Below are 16,736 nucleotides of genomic sequence, written 5' to 3'. Positions count from 1 at the left end.
TTCCTTTTTTGCCGCAGGTGCTCAGCCGCCCAGATAGGCTTCGCGCACCTTGGGGTCGGTCAGCAGGGCTTCGCCGGTGCCTTGCATCACCACCCGGCCGTTTTCCAGTACATAGGCACGGTCGGCGATCTTCAGCGCCTGGTTGGCGTTCTGTTCCACCAGGAACACCGTCACGCCGTCACGGCGCAGCTGTTCGATGATGTCGAAGATCTGCTGGATGATGATCGGCGCCAGGCCCAGGGACGGTTCGTCGAGCAGCAACAGCTTGGGCTTGCTCATCAGCGCGCGGCCGATGGCGAGCATCTGCTGCTCGCCGCCGGACATGGTGCCGCCGCGCTGGTTGAAGCGTTCCTTGAGACGCGGGAACAGGCCCAGGACCTTGTCCATCTGCTCCTGGTAATCGCCCTTGTCGGTGAAGAACCCGCCCATGGCCAGGTTCTCCTCCACGGTCAGGCGGGCGAACACCCGACGACCTTCCGGCACCACGGCAATGCTCTTGCGCATGATCTGCGCCGAGGTCTGCCCCACCAGCTCTTCACCCAGGTAACGGATGCTGCCGCTGTGGGCCTGCGGCGAACCGCAGAGGGTCATCAGCAGGGTGGATTTACCGGCGCCGTTGGCACCGATCAAGGTGACGATCTCGCCCTGGCGGATCTCGACGTTGACGCTGTGCAGCGCCTGGATCTTGCCGTAGAAGGTGGAAACGTTTTCGAACTGCAGCATTTACGCTTCCCCCAGGTAGGCTTTGATCACTTCAGGATTGTCGCGGATCTGTTCCGGCGTGCCGTCGGCCAGGGGCGTGCCCTGGTTGATCACGACGATGTGGTCGGAAATGCTCATGACCAGCTTCATGTCGTGTTCGATCAGCAGCACCGTGGCGTTGTGCTCTTCGCGCAGCACGCCGATCAGCGCCTTGAGGTCTTCGGTTTCCCGCGGGTTGAGGCCGGCGGCCGGTTCGTCGAGCATGAGGATCCGCGGACGGGTCATCATGCAGCGGGCGATTTCCAGGCGCCGCTGCTGACCGTAGGCCAGGGTGCCGGCGGGACGGTTGGCGAACTCCTTGAGGTTGACCTTTTCCAGCCAGTACTCGGCGTATTCCATGGCCTCGCGCTCGCTCTTGCGGAACGCCGGGGTCTTGAAGAGGCCGGCCAGGAAGTTGGTGTTCAGGTGACGGTGCTGGGCGATCAACAGGTTCTCGACCGCGGTCATGTCCTTGAACAGCCGCACGTTCTGGAAGGTGCGCACCACACCCTTGAGGGCGATCTTGTGCCCGGGCAGGCCCTGGATCGGCTCGCCGTCGAGCAGGATGCTGCCGGCGGTGGGTTGGTAGAAACCGGTCAGGCAGTTGAACACCGTGGTCTTGCCGGCGCCGTTCGGGCCGATCATCGATACCACTTGTTTCTCTTTGACGGTCAGGGCCACGCCGTTGACCGCCAGCAGGCCGCCAAAGCGCATGCTCAGGCCCGTTACTTTGAGGATCTCACGGCTCATTTGCGCAACTCCATGTGTGGGCGTTGCATGGGCAGCAGGCCTTGAGGACGCCAGATCATCATCAGCACCATCATGGCGCCGAACATCAACATGCGGTATTCGCTGAATTCGCGCATCAGTTCAGGCAGCAGGATCATCACGGTGGCCGCCAGGACCACGCCCAGCTGCGAGCCCATGCCGCCCAGCACGACGATGGCGAGGATGGTCGCGGACTCGATGAAGGTGAAGGACTCCGGCGTCACCAGGCCCTGGCGCGCGGCGAAGAAGCTACCGGCGAAACCGGCGAAGCAGGCACCCAGGGTGAAGGCCGACAGCTTGATCACGGTCGGGTTCAGGCCCAGTGCGCGGCAGGCGATTTCGTCTTCGCGCAGGGCTTCCCAGGCACGCCCCAGGGGCATGCGCAGCAAGCGGTTGATGACGAACAGGGCGAACAGCGCCAGCAACAGCGCGACCAGGTAGAGGAAGATCACCTTGTTGATCGAGTTGTATTCGATGCCGAAGTATTCGTGGAAGGTCTGCAGGCCCTCGGCGGCCCGGCGTTCGAAGGACAGGCCGAAGAACGTCGGTTTATCGATGTTGCTGATACCGTTCGGACCACCGGTGAGGTCGGTCAGGTTACGCAGGAACAAGCGGATGATCTCGCCGAAGCCCAGGGTCACGATCGCCAGGTAGTCACCGCGCAGGCGCAATACCGGGAAGCCCAGCAGGAAGCCGAAAGTGGCCGCCATCAGGCCGGCGATAGGCAGGCAGATCCAGAAGCTCAAGCCGTAGTAGTGCGACAGCAGCGCGTAGCTGTAGGCGCCCACGGCGTAGAAGCCGACGTACCCCAGGTCCAGCAGGCCGGCCAGGCCGACCACGATGTTCAGGCCCAGGCCGAGCATTACGTAGATCAGCACCAGGGTGGCGATGTCCACCGCGCCGCGGGAGCCGAAGAACGGCCAGACCAGCGCACCGATGATCAACGCAATGATGATCCAGCGCTGGGTGGTCGGCAGGGTCAGGAAGTTACTGGCCTTGGCCGGGATCACCGGCATATTGGGCGAGGACTTCCAGGCCGCGCTGATCTGCTGGTCGAACAGCACCCGCAGGAACATCAGCACCGAACACGCGGCGATGATCATCAGGGTGGTGGGGCTGGTGCCATGGACTTCCAGGTTGATGCCGACGATGGTCAGTTTCAAACCGAGTATCGGGTAGGCGACGGCCCACACCAGCAAGGCGCTGAAGAACGCCTGTCGAAGATTCCTAGTCATACTTTCTCAACCTCCGGACGGCCCAGCAGGCCGGTTGGCCGGAACAACAACACCAGAACCAGCAGGCCGAACGCCACGACGTCCTTGTACTGGTCGCCGAAGATATCGGCACCGAAGGCTTCCGCCACCCCAAGTACCAGGCCGCCCAGCATGGCGCCCGGAATGCTGCCGATGCCGCCCAGTACCGCGGCGGTGAAGGCCTTGAGACCGACCAGGAAGCCGGCGTTGGGGTTGATCACGCCGTATTGCATGCTCAGCAGCACGGCCGCGATCGCCGCCAGCGCGGCACCGATCACGAAGGTCAGGGCGATGATGTTGTTGGTGTTGATACCCAGCAGGTTGGCCATCTTGATGTCCTCGGCGCAGGCACGGCAGGCGCGGCCCAGGCGGGAACGGGAGATGAACAGGGTCAGGCCGAGCATGGCGATCAGGGTCACCACGAACACCACGATTTGCATGTAGGAGATCAGCACTTCATGTGCGCCACCTGGCCCGATGGAGAAGTTGCCCGGGATCAGGTTGGGGATGGATTTGTCCTTGGAGTCTTGCGCCAGCAGAACCGTGTTCTGCAGGAAGATCGACATGCCGATGGCCGAGATCAGCGGGATCAGACGGTTGCTGCCGCGCAGGGGGCGGTAGGCGATCCGTTCGATGCTGTAGCCGTAGGCACTGGTAACGACGATGGTCGCGATGAAGGCCGCGGTCATCAAGAGCGGGACACTGTCGAGTCCCATCATGGTCAGGCCCGCGATGGCGATGAACGCCACATAGGAACCGATCATGTACACCTCGCCGTGGGCGAAGTTGATCATTCCAATGATGCCGTAAACCATCGTATAGCCGATGGCGATCAGGGCATACGTGCTGCCAACGGTGAGACCGTTAACCAGCTGTTGGAAAAAGTGATAGAGGTCAGGCATTACAGCGCTCCTAAAAACCTGATACGCATTTCACTGGTGGAGTCATTTTCCCGCCTGTGCCCCGTGGATCTGCATCCACTTCGGGTCAGGTTTTGCCAGCGAACCGCTGATGACGGTTTTGAGATTTTCAGGTGGGCGGGCTTCCGGATCACGGAAAACAGGCCCAATACGTTCGTAAAACAAAGCCCACGGCACGCCGTGGGCTTTATTGGCAGTCAGTCAGACAGGGCCTTATTGAGGCGAGACTTCGGTTTTAGGTTTGCCGAAGTGCCACTCGTAGACCACGAACTTGAAGTCTTTCAGGTCGCCCTTGGTGTCGAAGCTCAGATCGCCGGTCGGGGTCTTGAATGTACCGGCGTGGATGGCTTCGGCCACTTTGGTGGCGTCTTCGGACTTGGCGGCCTTGATGCCTTCGGCAATCACTTGGACAGCCGAGTAGGAAGGGAACACGAACGGACCGCTCGGGTCTTCTTTCTTGGCCTTGAAGGCATCTGCCAGGGCCACGTTGGCCGGATCCTGGTCGAAGGATTTCGGCAGGGTCACCAGCAGGCCTTCGGAAGCGTCCTTGGCGATCTGCGAAATGGAGTCGTTACCCACGCCTTCCGGACCCATGAACTTGGCTTTCAGGCCTTTTTCCTGGGCTTGGCGCAGGATCAGGCCCAGCTCCGGGTGGTAGCCGCCGTAGTAGACGAAGTCGACGTTGGCTTGCTTGAGCTTGGCGATCATCGAGGAGAAGTCTTTGTCGCCGGCGTTGATGCCTTCGAACACGGCAACCTTGGTGCCTTTCTTCTCGAGGGTCTGCTTCACAGCGGTGGCGATGCCTTCACCGTATTGCTGCTTGTCGTGCAGCACGGCAACGATTTTCGGCTTCACGTGGTCGGCGATGTAGTTGCCGGCGGCAGGGCCCTGGGCGCTGTCCAGGCCGATGGTGCGGAACACCATCTTGTAACCACGGGTGGTGATGTCCGGGCTGGTGGCGGCGGGGGTGATCATGACTACGCCTTCGTCTTCGTAGATGTCCGAAGCCGGTTGAGTGGAGCTGGAGCACAGGTGACCGATCACGAACTTGACGCCGTCGTTGACGACTTTGTTGGCTACGGCGACGGCTTGTTTCGGATCGCAGGCATCATCGTATTCGACGGCCTGGAGCTGCTTGCCATCGACGCCGCCCTTGGCGTTGATTTGTTCGATGGCCATTTTGGCGCCACTGAACTGCATGTCGCCGTACTGGGCTACAGGGCCGGTCTTGGGGCCGGCGATGCCGATCTTGATGGTGTCAGCTGCGAACGAATGGCTGGCGACTCCGGCCAGAACCATAGCGGCAAACAGTTTGGAAATCTGCTTAGTAGCCTTATTCATAGTGCTCCACTCTTACTGTTGTAATTTTTATAGTCCTGGCGCCGTAGCAGCAGAACCGGGTCAGATATCTCTTGGATATCCCCGGAAAATGCCCCCGGCAACTGTACCGGTACAGTGTAGAGCGCCGATTGTTAGCCTGGGAAGCTGGCGCCAGGGGGCAAAATCAGGGGGTGTCGCTTTATTGAAAGAAAAAGACAGAATCGCGGCGGGGTTTTGACCGTATTCAGCGAGCAATCCCTGGCTCTCCTGCACTTCTCTATCGTTGACGCAATTGCAACCGGGTTTGTCTGCCAGAGCACCGACGTTATCATTGCGCCGATTTCTTTTCGGGACAGGCCCATGACTCAAGAACCTAGCACCCTCTATGCCAAGCTGCTTGGTGAAACCGCATCCATTACCTGGAAGGAGCTGGAACCGTTCTTCGCCAAGGGTGCCCTATTGTGGGTCGACGCCAGCCTGGATTTGATCGAGGCAGCCGAGGCCATGGCCGAGAACCAGGCCGAGAAAGTCTCTGCCTGGCTGGCCGCCGAGAAGGTGGGCAAGGTGTCTGCGACGCGGGCGCTGGATCTGGTGGAGCGCGATCCGCTGCTGTGGGCGGTGGTGGTTTCGCCGTGGATTCTGGTCCAGGAAAGGGCGCAGGGCGAGGGTTGAGCACCAAAAGGGTGCCTGGTTTTTCCGGTTGAAAGTGTGTAGCCGAGTAACCGCGATCAGGATGATGGCAAGTTGCCCGTAGAGAAAGGCCCCACCCGTTTCAGGCTGACGGTGACGTAAGCGGAATGGGAACAGTTTGCAAGGCAGCCCGAGGGCTGCCTGATTGTTTCAGGGGATTAACATCACTTCCCTGTAAACGCCATTTCCCCTGTAGGAGCGAAGCTTGCTCGCGATGGCGTCCAGCCAGTCGACATCGCTTCAGCTCGATGCAGCTGATCGCGAGCAATCGAGCGTCGACCCGCTGTTCCTACAGGTGAGGGGGGCAGCTGTTAGTAAGCCGTCCTGCCCGTATGGTTGTTCAGCGAGATGACCTTGGTCTTGCCGATGCGGTGGCGGTAGATCTCGCGCAGGTACTTGATGGCCTTCTTCACGCAATCGCGGGACAGGCGGATGTCGTTGATCGAGACGAACTTGTCCTTGTCGTTGATCAGCTCGCGGTACTTCTTCTCATACATCGGCTTGATCGCGTACCAGTTGGTATCGAGGATCTTCGCCGGGTTCTCGAACTCGTTGAGCAACTCGTCGATGCGGCTTTCATCGAATGCCTCGCTGACGATGAAGTCGAGGATCGAGTTGTCCAGGGTCTCGTCGAAGCGGTACGGGTTGCGGGCGAAGCAACGCTTGATAAAGGCCACGATCAGGGTCAGGAAGTCGTCCGACAGGCACGGGCTCTTGGCGATCAGGGTGGTCAGCGAGAGGTTGGCCGAGGCGCCGATCACCAGGGCGTAACGCTTGAGGGTGGTATTGGGGAACAGGCTGTTGAGGTGGGTCTTGAGCCGGTTCAGGTCCATGTACGACAGTTTGTAGTCCTTGGGCAGGGAGACGATCGACACCACCGACGAGCAGTTCTTGAAGAAGTGCAGGTCGTGCAGGGCGGCGGCGTCGTAACCGGAAGCCTTGTATTGCTCCAGCGCCGCGCGATAACGCTTGGACTCGATCGGCAGCAGGCTGATGCCTTCGATGGCCTGGGTCACCTTGTTGAAGTGCGGCAGGTCGATGGAGCGGAAGAACAGGTCGTCGATGTTCAGGCGCTGCGGCTCTTTCTCGAACACCTTGAACTTGTCGCCGCTCGGCACCGGGGTTTCCGGGACCACGGACTCGGCGTAGGCGATCGCCACCGGGCCGGCCAGGCTCATGAACAGGTCGTTGGCATCCAGGCGGATGGTCTCGCCGATGTCGATGCCGGCGCGGCGGAAGTAGTTCTGGTCGTAGTCGGTGGTCACCGCCTGGGCGGTGAGGATGTTGAAGATCTGCTGGGAGATGTACTGGTTGGCGTGCTTCTCCATGGCGTTGACGTCGATGTTCTGGATGTTGCCGTCATCGCTCTCTTCGGCATAACGCATGATGTCGTTAGAGATCAGCATCATCGCGTTCCATGGGCGGATGCGCCCCATGACGCTAGCTTCGCTGCTGTCTTCGTTATCGAAGTTGTAGGAGAAGTCCCATTCTTCCGACAGGTATTTGCACAGCAAGCGTCCGGCGTTGATGTGCAACGCTTCGGACATTTCGCTGCGGTGATCGGAGATGTTCGGCAGTACGCAGATACCGCTGGTGAAGATCGGCTCGAAGACGAAGGAGTGGCCGCTCTTGCTGTCGTGCTCGTCGATTGGCTTGGTGTCGAACGTCTTGTTCATGTACGAGTACTGCTGGGCCAGGCCGAACTCCGAGGCCATGCCCGAACCGGTACCGCCGCCGGCGCTGAAGATCGAGAAGTACAGGCGCGACTGGTTGGCCTTGATGCCGCAGGAGTCGATCAGGTACGAGTGGATCATTTTCCAGTCGGGGCTGGAGAAACGCTGCGTGTCCTTGTTGAGGATGATCTTGGCCAGGTACTGGCCGAGGATCGGCGCGTTGCCGGCGCCGCCGGCATGGACTTCCGAGAGGTCCATGATCTTCATTTTGCTGTAGTCGCGGATGAAGCCGCTTTTTTCGCCCTTGCGCGAGAAGCGGATGCGCCCGGCGATGTCCTTGTCCAGGTCGCCCAGCATCACCAGCGGCTCGACCAGGAACACCGGCTTGCTGGCCTTGCTCTGGCCCAGGCGCAGGTTGTGGCGGATCCACTGGGCGGGGCTGTAGCCCTTGTCGGCATAGGCCTTGTCGTCGGTGTTGAATTCGTTGAGGTAGAACTTGCGGGCGTTGTACACCAGCTCCGCCACATCCAGGGCGATGTTCGACCCGCAGCGGCCCAGGCCGATCAGGCAGACCGAGGGAAACTCCTGCTCGCGGCGCGCCTCGAGTTCGTCTTCCAGGTGCGGCGCGCGGGGAAATACCGAGTCGCGCAGGCCGTCGAGGTTGTCGAGGATGCGGTCGGTGTTGGTTTCGGTGAAGTAGAGGTACTGCTGGGGCGCCTGCGGGCGCGAGCTGGACAATGGCTTCGAATCTGAAAAGCTCTGGCTGCCCGGGGTCAGCGTCAGTTCGGATACTGCGTTGGCAGAATTGTTTTTAGAAGTCATTGTGCGCCGTGTGTCTGGACTGGTCGGCTCGGTGACGAGATATCAAAGAGCCATCAAGTGGGATCTCGCGACTTTACAGCGCGATATTGGCCCCAGCGATAGGGATAAGTCTGATTGGCGCTAGGGGGAATCCTTTCCTAAGCCCAGATAAATCGGCCAGTTTTTGGTGATCTTTAATCAAAAGGAGGCAAGATGATGGCAACGTTACCCACCCTCGGGTTCGCCGGTATTGGCCTGATGGGCTTGCCCATGTGTCGCCGTCTGCTGGCGGCGGGTTATCCCCTGGTGGTATGGAACCGCAACCGGGAAAAATGCGCACCGCTGCTGGAGGCGGGCGCGCAACTGGCCGAGACTCCGGCCCAGCTGTGCGAGTCCGCGGACCTGGTGCTGCTGTGCCTGGCCAATACCGAGGTGGTGCGCGAGGTGGTGTTCGGTGCCGAGGGTATCGCCCAGGGAGCCCGGGCCGACCAACTGCTGGTGGACCTTTCCAGCCTGGAGCCGACCGCCACCCGGGAAATGGCCGCGCAACTGGCGAGCAGCACCGGCATGGGCTGGGTCGATGCCCCGGTGTCCGGCGGCACGCCCGGTGCCGAGGCCGGCAGCCTGGCAATCATGGTCGGCGGCGAGGCGGCGGATATCGAGCGGGTGCGCCCGGTCCTGCTCAATCTGGGGCAACGGGTGACTCATATGGGCGGCGTCGGCGCCGGCCAGGTGACCAAGGCCTGCAACCAGATGATCGTCGCCTGCAATGCCCTGGTGATCGCCGAAGTGGTGGCGCTGGCCGAGCGTTCCGGGGTCGATGCGTCATTGCTGGCCGAGGCGCTGGCCGGTGGTTTCGCCGATTCCAGGCCGTTGCAGATTCTCGCCCCGCAGATGGCCGAAAGCCGCTTCGAACCGATCAAATGGCATGTGCGCACCCTGCTCAAGGATCTGGACGGGGCGGTGAAGTTCTCCCGCGAGCAGGGCTCGGCCACGCCGATCAGCGGATTGGCTGCACAACTGATGCGCCTGCATGGCGGCCAGGGCTATCTGGAGCAGGATCCCGCGACCCTGATCCGCCTGTATCGCGAACCGACGTCAGAGGGCTGACCGCGGCGACGGCGGGCAGCATGCGCTGCTCGATCTCGTCGATCACCCCGGGCAACTCTTCCAGGGGCAGCGCCCGGCTGAGCAGGTAACCCTGGATGAAGTCGCAGCCGTATTGGGCGAGGAACTCGTACTGCTGCATGCTCTCGACGCCTTCGGTCACCACCTGCAGGTGCAGGGTATGGGCCATGACGATGATCGCCTGGACGATTTCCTTGTCCTGGGTCGACTGGGGCACGTCCTGGATGAACGAGCGGTCGATCTTCAGGGTGTTGAGCGGCAGGCGCTTGAGGTAGGCGAGGGACGAATAACCGGTGCCGAAGTCGTCGATCGACAGTGACACCCCGAGATTGCGGATCTGCCGCAACAGGGCCACGGTGCTGTCGATGTTGCCCATCAGGGCGTTTTCCGTAACTTCCAGTTCCAGGCGCTGGGGCGCGACACCGGCGTTGCTCAGGGCGTTGGCGATCTCCTCGGCCAACTCCTCCCGCGCCAGATTCAGGGCCGAGCAGTTCACCGCGATTTTCAGCTCGGCGAAGCCGTGGCGGGACAGGGCGGCCAGATCCTCGCAGGCCTTGCGCAGGACCCAGTTGTCCAGTTCGGCAATCAGCCCGTTGGCTTCGGCGATCCCGATGAAACGATCCGGGGCCAGCAGCCCGTGCAACGGATGCCGCCAGCGCACCAGCGCTTCGAGCTTGCTGACCTTGCGGCTACCCAGGTCGTAGATGGGTTGGTAATACAGGGTTAATCCGGCTTCGTTGCGCAGGGCGTTGCGCAATTCTTCCTCCAGTTGCAGTTCCAGGCTCGCCCGGGTCTTCAGGTTGGTGCTGAAGAAATGCAGGCTGTTGCGACCGCTGCCCTTGGATTGATAGAGCGCCAGGTCGGCATGCTTGAGCAGTTCTTCGCAGGTTGTGCCATCGTCGGGGAAGACGCTGATGCCGATGCTGGTGGTCATCACCATGCGCCTTCCTGCCAGCTCGATGGGCTCCTTCATCTTGTTCATGATGCGTTGCGCCATGTGCTGGGCTTCGTCGCGGTGGCTCAAGCTCATGAGGATGCAGAACTCGTCTCCACCGAAACGCGCCACCACGTCTTCATGGCTGCGGGTGGAGCTTTTGATATGGCCGGCAATCACCTTCAACAGTTCGTCGCCGGCATCGTGGCCGAGGCTGTCGTTGATCCGCTTGAAGTGATCGATGTCGAGGAACATCACCGCCAGCATGCCGCTCTGCACGGTCTTTTCGATGAGCTTTTCGGCGAACAACTGATTGAAGCCACGACGATTGATCAGGTTGGTCAGGGCGTCGTAATGCGCCACCTGTTGCAGCGCCACCCGGGCCTGGTCCAGTTGGCTCAGCAGGGTGTTGACCCGGCGCAGGTCCTGTTCCTTGTGCTGGAGTTTCTTGTCCGCCAGGGCCGCGCTGATGCTGCTGCCGATGATCAGCAGGGCGATGACGGCGATGGTCAGGCCCAGTTGCAAGGGGTTGTCGTCCACCGCTATCGAAGGCGTGCCCGCCACTGGCATCACCAGTTTCAGCGCCCACATGCCGGTGAAATGCATGGCGACTATGCCGCCCCCCAGCAGCAGGCTGGCCGCGTATTTGAGCAACTGGTGGAGCACACCGCTGCCATTGCTCAGGTAGCGGGACAGCAGCAAGGCGACCAGGCTCGCGCTGATGGCGATGGCAATCGACAGGCCGAAGAGGTCGGGTTGGTAGTAGGCCGTGGCTTGTGAGCGCATCGCCGCCATGCCGACATAATGCATGACACAGATGCCCAGGCCGATCCAGATCGACGCCAGCAGGTAGCGCCACAGTTGCAGCTGGGTATGGCTGAGGGTCTTCATCGCCAGCCAGGATGCAATCACCGCGATCAGCAGCGACAGCAGGGTCATCGGCAGGTCGTAATGGGTTTCGATGGGGATTTGCAGTGCCAGCATGCCAATGAAATGCATGGCCCAGATGCCGCCGGCGAGGCAGAAGGCGCCGATCCAGCGCCAGCGTTGCTGGGCAGCTGCCAGGTCGACGTGGCGCACCCGTTCGGCCATGTCCAGGGTGGCGAAGCTGCCAGCGCAGGCCACCAGATAGGCGAGGATCACCAGCACGGGGTTGTGGCTGCAGGTGAGTAATACCTGCCCGCCTTCGGGGAGCTCGGTAAAAAAATGCAGACCAAGCCATTCCATCGCAGGCCCCGTTTCTTGAGTCATCCAGGGCCAGCCCTGATGGCTGACCAATGGGAGTGAGTATAGGAAGCCGAGGCAAGGCCGGGAGCGATGGTGGCAGATTGACTTAAATGATTTTGGAATTCACTCCATAGCCAATCGAGCTAAGCGCTCTGTTCGAAGTACAGCGTCGGCTCCAGGGGCGTGAGCCCGAATGCCGCGCGCGCGGCGTCGCAATCGACGTTCTGTTGGCCATTTTCCCAGGACGCCTCGAACTCGCGGCAGGTGCTGGAACGCTGGTGATAGATCGAACAGCTGACTTCCTTGCCGACCTCACCGGTTAGCGCGGTGCAGCGGGTCGGCTTGCAATCGGTACCGAGCATGGCGACCCGGCTGGGGCTGATGGACGCCACCAGATCGTCGGGGACCGTACCGCCGGAAGAGGCGCATTCACCCCAGAAAAAAGACACACGAAAGTGTGAACAGCAGGCACCGCAATTCAGACACGGACTGGCTTCGGACATGGGCGTATTCAAAGGGGGAGGAGGTTGATGAGGGGGGCAGCAAGGCCGCTATTCTAGGCTTCGCAACGGCCTTGGGAAGGGGGCGCGCAAGGTATTTTTCAGGCCCTGCGCAAGCCCTTGAAAAATCGGGCTTTAGCCCCGGTATCCGGGGGCTTGCGGCGGTTTCGGCGGGGGGCGATGGCGTTGTTCGGGCGGCCGCCGAGCGCGGTCGACGACCTGTGCTTCGGATTGCCTGATATCAGCCTTACGAATCATTACAGACAACCGAGGCGGGGCTGACTAGATTGCAAGTTCCAGGCTCGGTTGCGTCTGGCCGAATAACAATAAAGAGACCGACCCATGCAGAACTCGACCCAAGCGGCGAATGCCTGGCGCATTCTGTTCCTGTTGTTCCTGGCTAACCTGTTCAACTTCTTCGATCGCACCATTCCGGCCATCATCATCGAACCGATCCGTATGGAGTGGCACTTGAGCGACTTCCAGATCGGCATCATCGGCACCGCTTTCACCATCGTCTACGCCATTGCCGGCCTGCCCCTGGGGCGCATGGCCGATACCGGCTCGCGCAGCAAGCTCATGGGCTGGGGCCTGGCGGTATGGAGCGGGCTGACCGCGGTCAACGGCCTGGTGGGCAGTTTCTGGAGTTTCCTCGTCGTGCGCATGGGCGTCGGCATCGGCGAGGCCAGCTATGCGCCGGCGGCCAACTCGCTGATCGGCGACCTGTTCCCGGCCCACCGCCGGTCCCGGGCCATGGGCATCTTCATGCTCGGCCTGCCCCTGGGCCTGTTGTTGGCGTTCTTCACCATCGGCGCCATGGTCAAGGCCTTCGACAGCTGGCGTGCGCCGTTCTTTATCGCCGCGGTGCCGGGGCTGTTGCTGGCGGTGTTCATGTTCTTTATCAAGGAGCCCAAGCGTGGGGCGGCGGAAGCCGTCAAGGTCTCCCAGGAGCGCGTCGACCGGCCGATCCGCCGGGTGCTGGCGATTCCGACCTTTCTCTGGCTGGTGCTGGCCGGGCTGAGCTTCAACTTCGCCTCCTACGCCTGCAACTCGTTCCTGGTGCCGATGCTGCAGCGTTACTTCCTGATGCCCTTGCAGGAGGCCGCGGTGGCGACCGGGGTGATAGTCGGGGTGACCGGCCTGTTCGGCCTGACCCTGGGTGGCTGGGTCGCCGACAAGATTCACCTGCGTATCGCCAATGGCCGGTTGCTGTTCGCCGCCTTCAGCATGTTGATCTCGACCCTGTGCACCGCCTGGGCCCTGCATGCCGGGCGCATCGAGATCGGGGTGTTCGTCGCGGTGTTCAGTGTCGGCTGGCTGTTCACCTACAACTACTATACCTGCGTTTACACGGCGATTCAGGATGTGGTCGAACCACGTCTGCGGGCCACGGCCATGGCGCTGTTCTTTGCCGGCCTGTATCTGCTAGGCGGAGGCCTGGGGCCGGTGGTGGTGGGGGCGCTGTCCGATCACTTCGCCCATGCGGCGATGTACGCCGCCGGAGCCGGGCAGATGACCGAGGCGTTCAAGGCGGTCGGCCTGCATGACGCCATGTACCTGATCCCGGTGGCGTTGCTGTTGACCATGCTGTTCCTGTTCCTGGCCTCGCGCTGCTTCGTGCGTGATGCGCAGCGGATGAAGGACGGGTTGGTACCGGGCGAGCCGGCGGGGGCGGCGGTGACCGCCTGATCGCCCAGGCTCCTACAGAAGTAGATAAAAAAAGGCCCGCAGTGTGCGGGCCTTTTCATTTACCGGCAGAGCAGGGGGATCAGCCCGCCACCAGCACCCGGATCGCTTCCAGGCGCAGCGCGGCTTTCTCAAGCATGGCCAGGCCTTGTTCGCGTTGTTGGCGCAGGGCCACCAGCTCGCTGTCGCGCACGGTCGGGTTGACCGCCTGCAACGCGGTCAGGCGCGCCAGCTCTTCGTCGGTGTCGGCGGCCAGGCGACGTTGCGCCTCGGCCACGCGTTCGGCGTGACGCGGGGCGATCTTCGCTTCGCCGGCGTTGATCTTCGGCGTCAACTGGTCGCGCTGGGCCTGGATGAACTTGTTGGCGCTGGCTTTGGGCACGCTTTCCAACTGGTCGTTGAGGGTCTCGAAGGCGACCCGTGCCGACAAGTCGTTGCCGTTGGCGTCCAGCAGGCAGCGCAGAGCGGCCGGAGGCAGGTAGCGGCCCAGCTGCAGCGAGCGCGGTGCCACCACTTCACTGACGTACAGCAGTTCCAGCAACACGGTGCCGGGTTTCAGCGCCTTGTTCTTGATCAGCGCCACGGCGGTGTTGCCCATGGAACCGGACAGCACCAGGTCCATGCCGCCTTGTACCATCGGGTGCTCCCAGGTGATGAACTGCATGTCTTCGCGAGACAGCGCCTGGTTGCGGTCGTAGGTGATGGTCACGCCTTCGTCGTCGCCCAGCGGGAAGCTGGCGTCGAGCATTTTTTCGCTCGGCTTGAGGATCAGCGCGTTGTCCGAATGGTCTTCGCTGTCGATGCCGAAGGCGTCGAACAGGGTTTCCATGTAGATCGGCAGGGCGAATTGGTCGTCCTGCTCGAGGATCGCTTCCACCAGTGCATCGCCTTCGCCCGCGCCGCCGGAGTTGAGCTCCAGCAGACGGTCGCGACCGGTGTGCAGCTCGGCTTCCAGGCGCTCGCGCTCGGTGCGCGCCTCGTCGATCAGCGCTTGCCACTCGCCGTCGTCGGCTTCTTCCAGCAGCGGCAGCAGGCGCGGGCCGAACTGATGCTGCAGGGCGTTGCCAGTCGGGCAGGTATTGAGGAAGGCGTTCAGCGCTTCGTGGTACCACTGGAACAGGCGCTCTTGCGGGCTGGTTTCCAGGTACGGCACATGCAGCTCGATCACGTGTTTCTGGCCGATCCGGTCGAGACGGCCGATCCGCTGTTCCAGCAGGTCCGGGTGCGATGGTAGATCGAACAGCACCAGATGGTGGGCGAACTGGAAGTTGCGACCTTCACTGCCGATTTCCGAGCAGATCAGCACCTGGGCGCCGAACTCTTCGTCGGCGAAGTAGGCGGCGGCGCGGTCGCGCTCGAGGATGTTCATGCCTTCGTGGAATACCGTGGCCGGGATACCGGAGCGCACGCGCAGGGCGTCTTCCAGGTCCATGGCGGTTTCCGCGTGGGCGCAGATCACCAGGACCTTGGTGCGCTTGAGCATTTTCAGCTGGTCGATCAGCCACTCGACGCGCGGGTCGAATTTCCACCAGCGTTCTTCTTCGCTGGCGTCCGGCTGGGCCTGGAAGCTGACTTCCGGGTACAGCTCGGCGTGCTCGCCCAGCGGCAGTTCCAGGTACTCGTCCGGGCATGGCAGCGGGTACGGGTGCAGCTTGCGCTCGGGGAAGCCTTGCACCGCGGCGCGGGTGTTGCGGAACAGCACGCGGCCGGTGCCGTGGCGGTCCAGCAACTCGCGCACCAGGCGCGCGCTGGCTTCAGTGTCGCCGTCGTTGACGGCGGCGAGCAGGGCTTCGCCTTCGTTGCCGAGGAAATTGTGGATGGTCTTGTGCGCTTCTGGCGACAGGCGCCCTTTATCCAGCAACTCCTGCACGGCTTCGGCCACCGGGCGATAGTTTTCGCTCTCGGCACGGAAGGCGGCCAGGTCGTGGAAGCGGTTCGGGTCGAGCAGGCGCAGACGGGCGAAGTGGCTGTCCTGGCCCAGTTGTTCCGGGGTGGCGGTGAGCAGCAGGACACCGGGGATCACCTCGGCCAGCTGTTCCACCAGCGCGTATTCTGGGCTGACCTGATCTTCGTGCCACACCAGGTGGTGCGCTTCGTCGACCACCATCAGGTCCCAGCCGGCGGCGAACAGCGCGTCCTGGGCCTTCTCGTCGTCCACCAGCCATTCCAGGGCCACCAGGGCGAGCTGGGTGTCTTCGAAGGGGTTGGCGGCATCGCTTTCGATAAAACGTTCTTCGTCGAACAGCGCGACCTGCAGGTTGAAGCGCCGGCGCATTTCCACCAGCCACTGGTGCTGCAGGTTCTCCGGGACCAGGATCAGCACGCGGCTGGCGCGGCCCGACAGCAGCTGGCGGTGGATTACCAGGCCGGCTTCGATGGTCTTGCCCAGGCCCACTTCGTCCGCCAGCAGAACCCGCGGCGCGATACGGTCGGCGACTTCACGGGCAATGTGCAGCTGGTGGGCGATAGGCTGGGCGCGTACGCCACCCAGGCCCCACAGCGACGATTGCAGCTGGCGGCTGGTGTGTTCCAGGGTGTGGTAGCGCAGGGAGAACCAGGCCAGCGGGTCGATCTGCCCGGCGAACAGACGGTCGCTGGCCAGGCGGAACTGGATGAAGTTCGAGAGTTGGGTTTCCGGCAGGGTGACGACTTCGTTCTGCCCGTTGAGGCCGTGGTAGACCAGCAGGCCGTCGACGTCGTCGACTTCGCGCACGGTCATTTTCCAGCCTTCGAAGTGGGTGATGGTGTCACCCGGGGAAAACCTCACGCGAGTGAGGGGCGCATTCCGTAGCGCATACTGGCGAGTGTCGCCAGTGGCCGGATAGAGCACGGTCAGCAAGCGGCCGTCCTGTGCCAGAACGGTGCCTAGACCTAGCTCGGCTTCGCTGTCACTAATCCAGCGTTGCCCCGGTTGATACTGCTGCGCCATGCTGCCTGACTCCCGCCTTGAAAAAGCCGACTATGTTAACGGATCGGCGGCCTCAGGCCAAAGAACTCTAACAAAAACAACTACGCTGGAAGGTAGCGTATCGGGCGCATTTGTCGGGGCTCGGGGCACTATCGGGTGACGACTGGGTCACAAGTTTGCGACCGAT

Annotated in this window: 12 protein-coding genes; 3 read left to right on the top strand and 9 right to left on the bottom strand. The window is 62.1% G+C overall.

The genetic code is table 11. From position 1 onward, the window contains the following. Positions 1-21: 21 nt before the first annotated feature. From BMY68_RS18890 to BMY68_RS18870, 5 genes are all read right to left on the bottom strand, one after another. Positions 22-723, bottom strand: a complete 702-nt coding sequence (locus tag BMY68_RS18890) for an ABC transporter ATP-binding protein (RefSeq protein ID WP_007926621.1) — start codon at positions 721-723, stop codon at positions 22-24. Continuing rightward, positions 724-1,491, bottom strand: a complete 768-nt coding sequence (gene livG / locus BMY68_RS18885; RefSeq protein WP_007926620.1) for a high-affinity branched-chain amino acid ABC transporter ATP-binding protein LivG — start codon at positions 1,489-1,491, stop codon at positions 724-726. It lies immediately after the preceding gene. Beyond that, positions 1,488-2,744: a high-affinity branched-chain amino acid ABC transporter permease LivM gene (locus BMY68_RS18880; protein ID WP_062823470.1), complete on the bottom strand. Its 1,257-nt coding sequence runs from the start codon at positions 2,742-2,744 to the stop codon at positions 1,488-1,490. The genes livG and BMY68_RS18880 overlap by 4 nt, the downstream gene beginning before the upstream one ends. Then, a complete protein-coding gene (gene livH, locus BMY68_RS18875) occupies positions 2,741-3,664 on the bottom strand; it encodes a high-affinity branched-chain amino acid ABC transporter permease LivH (protein ID WP_007926616.1) in 924 nt (307 codons plus the stop codon). The genes BMY68_RS18880 and livH overlap by 4 nt, the downstream gene beginning before the upstream one ends. Positions 3,665-3,895: 231 nt before the next feature. Continuing rightward, positions 3,896-5,023 carry a branched-chain amino acid ABC transporter substrate-binding protein gene (locus BMY68_RS18870; protein ID WP_007926614.1) on the bottom strand — a complete coding sequence of 376 codons (1,128 nt, stop codon included), beginning with the start codon at positions 5,021-5,023 and terminating at the stop codon, positions 3,896-3,898. A 339-nt stretch (positions 5,024-5,362) separates the two neighbouring features. On the opposite strand from BMY68_RS18870, the gene BMY68_RS18865 reads away from it, so the two are divergent. Continuing rightward, a complete protein-coding gene (locus tag BMY68_RS18865) occupies positions 5,363-5,674 on the top strand; it encodes a DUF2288 domain-containing protein (protein ID WP_009042488.1) in 312 nt (103 codons plus the stop codon). Positions 5,675-6,003: 329 nt separating this feature from the next. On the opposite strand, the gene BMY68_RS18860 is transcribed toward BMY68_RS18865, so the two are convergent. Then, entirely contained in the window at positions 6,004-8,187 is a 2,184-nt protein-coding gene (locus BMY68_RS18860) for a hypothetical protein (protein ID WP_007926612.1), read from the bottom strand. A gap of 192 nt (positions 8,188-8,379) precedes the next feature. On the opposite strand from BMY68_RS18860, the gene BMY68_RS18855 reads away from it, so the two are divergent. Further along, positions 8,380-9,276: an NAD(P)-dependent oxidoreductase gene (locus BMY68_RS18855; RefSeq protein WP_085530008.1), complete on the top strand. Its 897-nt coding sequence runs from the start codon at positions 8,380-8,382 to the stop codon at positions 9,274-9,276. On the opposite strand, the gene BMY68_RS18850 is transcribed toward BMY68_RS18855, so the two are convergent. Together BMY68_RS18850 and BMY68_RS18845 are read right to left on the bottom strand one after the other, a co-directional pair. Further along, on the bottom strand, positions 9,167-11,455 hold the full coding sequence (locus tag BMY68_RS18850; protein WP_085530009.1) for a putative bifunctional diguanylate cyclase/phosphodiesterase: 2,289 nt from the start codon (positions 11,453-11,455) through the stop codon (positions 9,167-9,169). The genes BMY68_RS18855 and BMY68_RS18850 overlap by 110 nt on opposite strands. A gap of 143 nt (positions 11,456-11,598) precedes the next feature. Further along, positions 11,599-11,958 carry a YkgJ family cysteine cluster protein gene (locus BMY68_RS18845; protein WP_085530010.1) on the bottom strand — a complete coding sequence of 120 codons (360 nt, stop codon included), beginning with the start codon at positions 11,956-11,958 and terminating at the stop codon, positions 11,599-11,601. 339 nt (positions 11,959-12,297) lie between these two features. On the opposite strand from BMY68_RS18845, the gene BMY68_RS18840 reads away from it, so the two are divergent. Next, complete coding sequence (locus BMY68_RS18840) at positions 12,298-13,644, top strand: spinster family MFS transporter (RefSeq protein ID WP_085530011.1); 1,347 nt, start codon at positions 12,298-12,300, stop codon at positions 13,642-13,644. 79 nt (positions 13,645-13,723) lie between these two features. Here BMY68_RS18840 and rapA read toward each other — a convergent pair whose 3' ends face one another. Beyond that, on the bottom strand, positions 13,724-16,570 hold the full coding sequence (rapA, locus tag BMY68_RS18835) for an RNA polymerase-associated protein RapA (protein ID WP_085530012.1): 2,847 nt from the start codon (positions 16,568-16,570) through the stop codon (positions 13,724-13,726). Positions 16,571-16,736: the final 166 nt, after the last annotated feature.

The sequence above is a fragment of the Pseudomonas sp. NFACC41-3 genome, assembly GCF_900109505.1.
GTDB classification, from domain to species: domain Bacteria; phylum Pseudomonadota; class Gammaproteobacteria; order Pseudomonadales; family Pseudomonadaceae; genus Aquipseudomonas; species Aquipseudomonas chlororaphis.
The sequence above is the reverse complement of the archived record's forward strand: the minus strand, read 5'-3'. Positions and strand labels throughout refer to the sequence as shown.

Excerpts from the sequence above, each read along its gene's own strand:
- BMY68_RS18890 (WP_007926621.1), bottom strand. The coding sequence starts at position 723 with ATGCTGCAGTTCGAAAACGTTTCCACCTTCTACGGCAAGATCCAGGCG.
- livG (WP_007926620.1), bottom strand. The coding sequence starts at position 1,491 with ATGAGCCGTGAGATCCTCAAAGTAACGGGCCTGAGCATGCGCTTTGGC.
- BMY68_RS18880 (WP_062823470.1), bottom strand. The coding sequence starts at position 2,744 with ATGACTAGGAATCTTCGACAGGCGTTCTTCAGCGCCTTGCTGGTGTGG.
- livH (WP_007926616.1), bottom strand. The coding sequence starts at position 3,664 with ATGCCTGACCTCTATCACTTTTTCCAACAGCTGGTTAACGGTCTCACC.
- BMY68_RS18870 (WP_007926614.1), bottom strand. The coding sequence starts at position 5,023 with ATGAATAAGGCTACTAAGCAGATTTCCAAACTGTTTGCCGCTATGGTT.
- BMY68_RS18865 (WP_009042488.1), top strand. The coding sequence starts at position 5,363 with ATGACTCAAGAACCTAGCACCCTCTATGCCAAGCTGCTTGGTGAAACC.
- BMY68_RS18860 (WP_007926612.1), bottom strand. The coding sequence starts at position 8,187 with ATGACTTCTAAAAACAATTCTGCCAACGCAGTATCCGAACTGACGCTG.
- BMY68_RS18855 (WP_085530008.1), top strand. The coding sequence starts at position 8,380 with ATGATGGCAACGTTACCCACCCTCGGGTTCGCCGGTATTGGCCTGATG.
- BMY68_RS18850 (WP_085530009.1), bottom strand. The coding sequence starts at position 11,455 with ATGGAATGGCTTGGTCTGCATTTTTTTACCGAGCTCCCCGAAGGCGGG.
- BMY68_RS18845 (WP_085530010.1), bottom strand. The coding sequence starts at position 11,958 with ATGTCCGAAGCCAGTCCGTGTCTGAATTGCGGTGCCTGCTGTTCACAC.
- BMY68_RS18840 (WP_085530011.1), top strand. The coding sequence starts at position 12,298 with ATGCAGAACTCGACCCAAGCGGCGAATGCCTGGCGCATTCTGTTCCTG.
- rapA (WP_085530012.1), bottom strand. The coding sequence starts at position 16,570 with ATGGCGCAGCAGTATCAACCGGGGCAACGCTGGATTAGTGACAGCGAA.